9 protein-coding genes are annotated in these 7,613 nt (G+C 59.5%); 1 reads left to right on the top strand and 8 read right to left on the bottom strand.

Going from position 1 to position 7,613, the window contains the following annotated elements; translation table 11 throughout:
* Positions 1-180: 180 nt before the first annotated feature.
* The 8 genes from ACG2LG_RS15040 to ACG2LG_RS15005 form a co-directional block, all read right to left on the bottom strand.
* Positions 181-597: a hypothetical protein gene (locus ACG2LG_RS15040; protein WP_396260297.1), complete on the bottom strand. Its 417-nt coding sequence runs from the start codon at positions 595-597 to the stop codon at positions 181-183.
* A 111-nt stretch (positions 598-708) separates the two neighbouring features.
* On the bottom strand, positions 709-1,026 hold the full coding sequence (locus ACG2LG_RS15035) for a hypothetical protein (RefSeq protein WP_396260295.1): 318 nt from the start codon (positions 1,024-1,026) through the stop codon (positions 709-711).
* Positions 1,027-1,179: 153 nt separating this feature from the next.
* Positions 1,180-1,614, bottom strand: coding sequence for a hypothetical protein (locus tag ACG2LG_RS15030; RefSeq protein ID WP_396260293.1), 435 nt, complete (start codon positions 1,612-1,614; stop codon positions 1,180-1,182).
* A 144-nt stretch (positions 1,615-1,758) separates the two neighbouring features.
* Positions 1,759-2,220 (bottom strand): SurA N-terminal domain-containing protein, encoded by a 462-nt coding sequence (locus tag ACG2LG_RS15025; RefSeq protein ID WP_396260299.1) that lies wholly within the window; start codon positions 2,218-2,220, stop codon positions 1,759-1,761.
* A gap of 56 nt (positions 2,221-2,276) precedes the next feature.
* The gene (locus ACG2LG_RS15020) at positions 2,277-3,452 is read right to left on the bottom strand and encodes a transposase (RefSeq protein WP_396260291.1); all 1,176 of its coding nucleotides are present in this window, start codon (positions 3,450-3,452) and stop codon (positions 2,277-2,279) included.
* Positions 3,453-3,648: 196 nt separating this feature from the next.
* Positions 3,649-4,074, bottom strand: a complete 426-nt coding sequence (locus tag ACG2LG_RS15015; protein ID WP_396260289.1) for an Imm7 family immunity protein — start codon at positions 4,072-4,074, stop codon at positions 3,649-3,651.
* Positions 4,075-4,158: 84 nt separating this feature from the next.
* Positions 4,159-4,545 (bottom strand): hypothetical protein, encoded by a 387-nt coding sequence (locus tag ACG2LG_RS15010; RefSeq protein ID WP_396260286.1) that lies wholly within the window; start codon positions 4,543-4,545, stop codon positions 4,159-4,161.
* Between the two features lie 346 nt (positions 4,546-4,891).
* The gene (locus ACG2LG_RS15005; protein WP_396260284.1) at positions 4,892-5,314 is read right to left on the bottom strand and encodes a DUF6869 domain-containing protein; all 423 of its coding nucleotides are present in this window, start codon (positions 5,312-5,314) and stop codon (positions 4,892-4,894) included.
* Positions 5,315-5,846: 532 nt separating this feature from the next.
* Between ACG2LG_RS15005 and ACG2LG_RS15000 the strand changes: the two genes are divergently transcribed.
* Positions 5,847-7,187, top strand: a complete 1,341-nt coding sequence (locus ACG2LG_RS15000; RefSeq protein WP_396260282.1) for an integron integrase — start codon at positions 5,847-5,849, stop codon at positions 7,185-7,187.
* Positions 7,188-7,613: the final 426 nt, after the last annotated feature.

Genomic DNA, 7,613 nt, shown 5'->3' with positions numbered 1-7,613 from the left:
AGCCCTTCCCCGAAGTTAAACTATCACTCCCCACGAGTTATGGAAAAAACATCAATTTGCCCCTTGCCAAACAAGCAGCCATAGCAACGTTTGAGCTGTGGCGGCCCGGGTCCCAATGACGGCGGTTCGGGCAGCCCGGGGTTCTTCTACCACCTCACAGGACCTACAACAAGGCCGTGGTCAAGGGTCGTCCACCAGCGGCTTGTTCGCGTTCCCGATTTCCATCGATTTGACCAGGTGGATGCACAGAAACGAGAAGATTGCTGCTCCGGCTCCAGCCAACAGACCAGCGATCCAGAACTCAAGATGGCTGCCTTGCTCCTTCGGCACAAGCACTGCGACGACGGCACCTCCAACCAGCGCCGACGAGGCTGCATACCCAGCAAACTTCCGCATGGATGGCTTTGGATAGGGGTCGTAGAGAAGCCATTGAAGGGCAACACCAATCAGCTCGGGAATGACGAAAAACCATCCGAATAGGCCCGTAAGAGGCGCCCAAATGATGGCGGTCGGTCCGCTCAGGTATCCGAAGAAGAGCGCTGACCCGACGATGTGCATGAGAAGCACGATGGAACCTACCTGGAGATAGCGGGTCATTTCATCGCGAACGTCCGAAGATAGGCAGCCTCACCTGAGAGCGCCACTCCGAATCGGGATTGAAGGTTGAATGGCCATGAAGCTTTCGACTCGCGGCGTGGTGAGGCTTGCCTACTCTGCCTTGTTCGGCTGGGTTGTTTGCGGAGCTCGATCCCCGGTCTGGTCCAAGGCCTCCTGCGCCAGCTTCCGTGCTGACTCGATCGTGTCTGTGATCGTGGCAAGTGTGTCGTTCTGGCACCAGTAGCCTTCTCCGATGTATTCGTAATCAGAGGTGCACCAGTAATCGCGGTGAATACGGAGAAGTCCTTCGCGATCCTTTGTGATTATTGCCCTGTATCGTCTAGATGGCGAGAAGAGTATCTCCAGAACCTCTTCCGAGACATAAATCGGCTGAGAATCAGTATCGGGCTCGGGGAGGTCTTGTTTCATTTTCTGAGCCGAACGTCTGAGAAATGGCGATCCCGGCCCTCATGGCGGCACTCCGATTCTCGTTACCGGATTGAATCACCAAAGCGCGAACGCAACAAGGCCGCTGTAAGGAGTCGCCATCTTCGGCTTGTTGTGCCTTGTTCGATTACCGGGTCAGCTGACCCAAAGCATCCGATCTCGATCCGGACGCATTCTGAACTGCTCGAAGTCATCAAAGGTCACCTTGTAGCCCCGCCCGTATCGCGGCCCCAGGGTGTAGTGGTAAACGCTCCGCTGATTCTGCACATCAAGCACGAACTGGATGAGCCCAATTCTCCAGTACATTCCGTTCGGCTTCTCATCGCGCCAAGTAATCTCGAACGGGGCAGCCTCCTCGACCTCGCTACCGGAGAACTGCCAGAATCCGCTGTATGGCTCCTTACACTTTGCGCGCTTCCAGTCGGCGTCGGTTGCCTGCATGATCCAGAGTTCCTTCGGTGGGATTCCGTACTTCTTCGTCTCGCCGCTAGACTCGTATCGGACCTCCGCAGCACGGCACTCCTTCCATACCGCATCGATCAAGGGAACTACGCAGTCTGGAAGGTTCATTTCTGGCACAACGTCTGAGAAATGGCGGCACCGTCCCTTACGACGCCGCTCCGCTTCTCGTTACCGGATTCTAATCACCAAAACGAAAATTCAACAAGGGCGCTGTAAGGTGTCGCCATATTCGCCTTGTTGGCCTTGGTTCGATTATTCCGAGTCGGACTGACGGAGTTCAGGCTGTCGGATGCGCACATTCGCCTTCTCCAGCAGGCGCTCGTAGACCTTCTCCTTTTCCTCTACCTCTTTTGCCTGGAAGTCCTTGAGCCACGCCTCTCGCTCCACCTTCTTCAATCGTCGAGCATAGTCTTCGATAAGCGCCTCGTGGATTGCTTCCCACAGCTTCTCGCGCACGATCTCTCGAGCGCCCGCCACGACCTCTGGGTCATTCCGCCGATTGTCATTCTCAGCAAGGAACGCTCGAACATCCCTCTCAACCCGCTGTGAAAGTTTCTTTGCGGTAATCGGCCTTCCGTTGACGGTGGCTACGATTCGATTCACCGCAATAGGGCCGTCTGCCTCTGAGCTGATCGTCAAGGTAGCAAGTGCAATAAGAATCAGTAGGGTCTTCATTTCTGGCCAACGTTTAGGATCACGCGCGGCGGCTTGCAGACACTTTCTCCATCAAGGCTGGTTCGCCGTCGCGTGCATCCGACTTGTTGGACACTCTAGTTCGCGCCTGTCGGGGGAGGAAGGGAAAAGCTCGCCAGCCCCCGTGCCAGAAGGCCTGCGGCAGATCGGAAACCCTCGACGCAAGCCCGGCGCGTCAGATAGCACGCGTCGTAGCGCCATTCCTCCCGTCCGCACCGCTTGCAGACCGGCCGGGACACCGGGAGGCTCCTCTCTGCGGCGCAACTCCCCGGTGCTCCGGGCAGCCGGGTGAAGCGTTCGCTGCGCCCGGCCAGCAGTCCGAAGTAGCGGATCCGCCGCAGGCCCTTGGGCACCAGATGGCGGGTGAAGCGGCGGATGAACTCCGCCCCTCCGAGCGTGATCTCCCGGTTCCGCCCGCCCTCGCGGTAGTCCTTCCACTCGAAGCTCACCGTCTCCCGCCCTTCGTCGACGTGCCGGATGCGGTGGTTGCTTATCGCGATGCGGCTGGTGTAGCGGGCCAGGTAGCGCACCACCGCCCGGGTGTTTCCCAGCGTCGGCCGGCTGAACACGTTCCAGCCCTTCGTCGCGAGCTTGAGCCGCCAGTCCCGGCGCTCTTCCAGTGCGGCGAGTCCGGCGGGCCAGCTCACCTCACGCGACGCGTCGAGCGCTTCGATCCGGCGCAGCATCACCGCCCGGAACACCTTCGAAAGCGCCCGCACCGGAAACAGGTAGTTGCGCCGTGCCGAGGTCCAGCACCCGTCGTAGCGGACCCCTCCGGCGCTGACCAGCAGGTGGATGTGGGGATGCCAGTTCAGCGCACGGCCCCAGGTGTGCAGCACCCCGAAGAAGCCGCCCTCCATCTTCCACTCGTTGCGCTGGAAGATCCGCAGCGTCTCGGCGACCGCCCCGAAGAGCTGGTCGGCGGCGGTCCGGTAATTCAGCGCGAAGAACTCGTGGAACTCCGCCGGCACGGTGAACACGACGTGGAAGTGCGGGCAGTCCGGCAGACGCCCGCAGACCTGTTCAGACCATTTCGCCTGGCGCGGACCAAGACACTGCGGGCAGTGGCGGTCGCCACAGGAACTCGCGTACCACTCGTCATGATGGCAGCTCCGGCATTCGGCGCGGTTGTATCCCAGTTCGCCGTGGCGGCAGTGCGCCATGAGGTTGAGCACCGAGTAATCCCGCTCCGTCAGGCCGCCGGGCCACAGATGCCGCCATTCACGCAGAATGTCGTTGACCGTCGCAAGCATGACTGTTCACATAAACAGTATGACTCGCCAATTCAAGTCCGACCTAATCCCATAACTCCGCCGGACTTTTCATATCGCTAGATATTTTAGTCCAACGTCAGAGTCTAGGCAACCCGCTACGGGAGCCGCACTCCGATACACTGGAAAGGGTTCAAATCACGATGAAAATTCGACTCGGAGCGGGTAGCGGGGTTGCCTACGACGGCTTGTTCGCTTCGTTGTATTCTGGTTCGAGCGCGGGGACGCAGGGGGACATTTGCGCGTCTGTTGATTCGGTCACCTGTCCGAGGGCCATCGTCCACTCGCGCATCGAATTCTCGAAGCCACGGGCATCCTCGTCGTCGCGGACGTGAAGCTTGCCATACGAATGGGGCGCAATCTTCGAGAGGCGTTTGAAGAACTCGATTATCGCTTCGTCTCGGTGATTGTGGTCGCCGCAGAAGATCAGGTGGGCGGTCCCATTCAATCGATTCAGGCGGAAGTCACGGTTGGCCCCTTCGACCCTACGGATGGCGTCACGAACTGCCGCCATGATCCCCCGCTCCCGGTCCTCCATCAGGTCACCGGCAGGATCATCCGAATCATCGGCGTGAATTGTCGCCCAACCGTGGAACTCGAACATGGTTTTCTAGCGAACGTCCGAGGTGTGGCAGCGGCTACTGGGAGCGCCACCTCGAAACAGGGTTGAGTGTTGTAATAAAGAGGGTCATGTCGACTCAGAGCGAGTAGCCGCTTGTCCACCACCGCCTTGTTCTGCCTTGGTGATTCGAGGTGGCACGCCATCCCAGAATATCGGAACGTCATCCTCTCGTTCGAGAAAAATCATCGAGTCAGCAGGCGCATCCTCCACGCCAACATTCCGAGGAAGCGTGAACGCGAGAGACTCTCGCCCTCCCGCGTGCCGGATGAAATCGAAGTCCTTGATGAAAGTCGTAGTGGACGACTGATCCGGCCGCAATATCCTGATGACCTCTCGGCGGTGAACAGGTTCCGATCTCGGAATGCGCCACTCATACATCGATTCTAGGGCGATCACGGTGCCACGCCCTTCGATGGAGAAGGAATCAATGATCTTGCAGAGCAATTTGGGCATCGTCTCGGTGATTCTATTCTAATCTGCAGTCATCCACCACTTGATTCCGAAACCGACTGCCGCGAAGAAGAAACTCCAGCCGACAATCATACCGATCAATAAGACATCCTGCGTTCCGCCCATACCCTGGGTCTTCGTGCGGTGCTTATCTACAGCTCCACGCAGAAGCTCAGTCCCAACGATCGCGAAAACCACCCCACCAGCGGAGATTAGTGTAGCGGTTTTCCACATGGTTTTCTTGGCAGAACGTCAAAGGCCATGCACCCCTGACCGAGGGCGCGCTTTCGACTGTGGTTTAAGGGTTATGCTACCGGTGGTCATCGAACTCAGAACGGGTCAGGGGTTGTCATGCGCCGGCTTGTTGGGCTTCTTGTTCTTGTGTTTTGGGTCTCTCGGATTCTAAGTGGCAAACAGCTCTTACCCTGTCGGCAACCCTCTCAGGATGGCAAGCAATGGGATAAACGCATGCAAGAACATCACAGCGGAAAAGCTCATTCTGTAGTGCGAATTCTTCGATTCGATCAATAAAACGGGAGCCATGCGCTCTTAACAGGTCTTCTAGTGGCCCGGCACCAAGGATACCCAGTATCCATTTTGGTGGTTTGCGCTCCACAATCAAACATATGATCGGCCAAGCCCGTTCTGGGTCCTGCCACACCAAACCCAACAATTCGTCATTCGCCCACGAAGATGGTTCGTCGCCTGTCATCCCATTTGCGATGAGGTAGGCTTCAACAAGCTCAGCTTCGGTGTAATCACGCGGGGACATAATGGGATGCAGTATTGCGAAGTCTTTTTTTGCCCAACAGTGTATTGTATCGACTCGTGGTTTCCCGGGGAAATCACGAATCTTGTCTTCCTGAAGGGTGCCAAGGGCGGGAGGCTTCGTCAAGGGAGCGGTCTGGCAGCGGTTCTAGACTCGCCGGGTGCTGACTTCCAGCGACTTGTGGGGCATCGGAGGTCCGGCACGGGGGCGGGTTTCTGGTTGATGGCCCGCGTCGGCTTTCAGATGAAACTACGGATCGTGGTTTCCAGGGGGATATCCCGTACGATGATAAGAAAGTTCGCCCGTCCGTGGAACATCGCGGAACGTTTCGGGTCGGATCGTGCCCGTGGGCCGATTGCTTGCAGTGACGGGGGTTCGAGGCCGAGTCATCAGGGTTCGTTGATGTTCGTGGAAAATTTGATGGCCGGAGTTCCTTACAACAAAATGCTTTCAGGTGTTCAGAAGGACACTTTTAGATGCTGTGGTTATGAACACATTATCCGGTTTGTCTGACGATGGTTTCTGGCGTGGCTTCATGAGGGTTCTTTCCGAGGAGGGAATTCCCGAAGTCCAGCGGCCGTATTTCGTGCGATGGGTCGAGCGGATGTTCCACGAGGCGGGTCCGGGAGGGCCGGACCGGGAGAAGGTGGAGGAGTTCGTGCATCGGCTCATAGGGGATGAGAGGGTTTCGGGCTGGCAGGTGAGACAGGCGATCGAGGCGTGCCGGCTTGCCCTGTGTCGTGCGGGGCGTGCGCGGTGGGGGGAATGGGCGCGGCGGATCGACTGGGCGGGGTGGAGTGAACGGGTGCGGACGCTGGAGCGGGAGCATCCGACGCGGATGCGTTCGGAGATCCGGTGCGAGGAGTGGCGGGTGATGGAGGAGGCGTGGCGCAAGCCCCACCCCGGGGAGGAGCGGGGCGTGGCGTGGACGGCGAGGCTGGTGCGGGACCGGGCGCGGGCGCTGGAGTATGCGTTGCGGACGGAGTCGGGATACGTGTCGTGGGCGACGCGCTACGTGCGCTTCGCCTACCGGGTGCTGGGCGGGCCGGAGGCGGTGAGGAAGCCGGAATCCGTGGGGCGCTACCTGCATTTCCTGGCGGTGGTGAGGGATGTGTCGCCGGGAACCCAGAAGCAGGCGCTCAATGCCCTGTCGTTTCTTTTCAAGAGAGGTTTCGGCAAGGAGACGGTGGATTTCGGGGAGTTCGGCCGGGCGCGGGAGCGGCGGCACCTGCCGGTGGTGCTGTCGAAGCCGGAGGTGGAGCGGGTCCTGAAGGAACTTCCCGATCCGTGGAGGCTGGCGGCGGAGTTGATGTACGGGAGCGGGCTGCGGATCTCGGAGTGCATGCGGCTGCGGATCAAGGACCTTGATTTCGACCGGCAGCAGATCGTGCTGCGGGAGACCAAGGGAGGGAAGGAGCGGGTCGTGCCCTTGCCGCGGGCACTTGAGGAACGGCTGCGCCAAGCGGTGGAGGAAGCGGGGCGGGTCCATGCCGGGGATGCGGCGCGGGGCGAGGGACGGGTGACTTTGCCACGTGCCCTGGAGCGGAAGTATCGCGGGGCGGCGACGAGCTTTCCGTGGTTCTGGGTGTTTCCCGCGGCGAAGCTGGTGCGCGACGAGAGGGGCGAGTGGCGTCGGCATCACCTGCACGAGGGTTCGATGCAGAAGGTGTTCAAGGAGGCGGTCGGGCGTGCGGGGATCACCAAGCGGGCGACCTGTCACTCGATGCGGCACAGTTTCGCCACGCATCTGCTGGAGCGAGGAACCGACATTCGCTCGGTGCAGGAGCTGCTGGGGCATTCGGACGTGAGCACGACGATGATCTACCTGCACGTGACGGGCAACGGAGGGATGGGTGTGCGCAGTCCGCTGGATTGAGGCAAGCCGGCGGAGGTGCCTGGGGAGGGCGGCGGCGGCGGGAAAGGTGCCGGTTTGGAGATCGGGGCCTCCCATTCGGGTCAGTAGTACCAGAGCTTGGCACGGGATTAAGCCGGTTTTCGGGTAAAAGAGTGACGGAAAGCCGGTCGAATTACGGTAGTTGTAGTTGGGACTTTCAAGTATGACTTGCCACGCAAGGGAAGATGCAGGCCGGCTGAGAGATCTTGAATACAAGATAACGCTTCATAGTGTCGCCGGAAATGTGTGGGTGATAGGCAGCCCGGGAGAGGTGATCAAAGGGCTCGTCGAGGAGGGGTGGGGAAGCACGCCGAATCGAAATGGGGCGTTGGAGGGGAGATTGGAGTGCGGGCGATTCACCGGGTTCCGGCGTTCACTGGCGAGGACCAATGAAATTCTCGACCTCCC

The sequence above is a fragment of the Haloferula sp. A504 genome (genome assembly GCF_044385805.1).
Taxonomy (GTDB): Bacteria; Verrucomicrobiota; Verrucomicrobiia; order Verrucomicrobiales; family Akkermansiaceae; genus Haloferula.
This window is presented reverse-complemented; position numbering and strand designations above follow the sequence as displayed.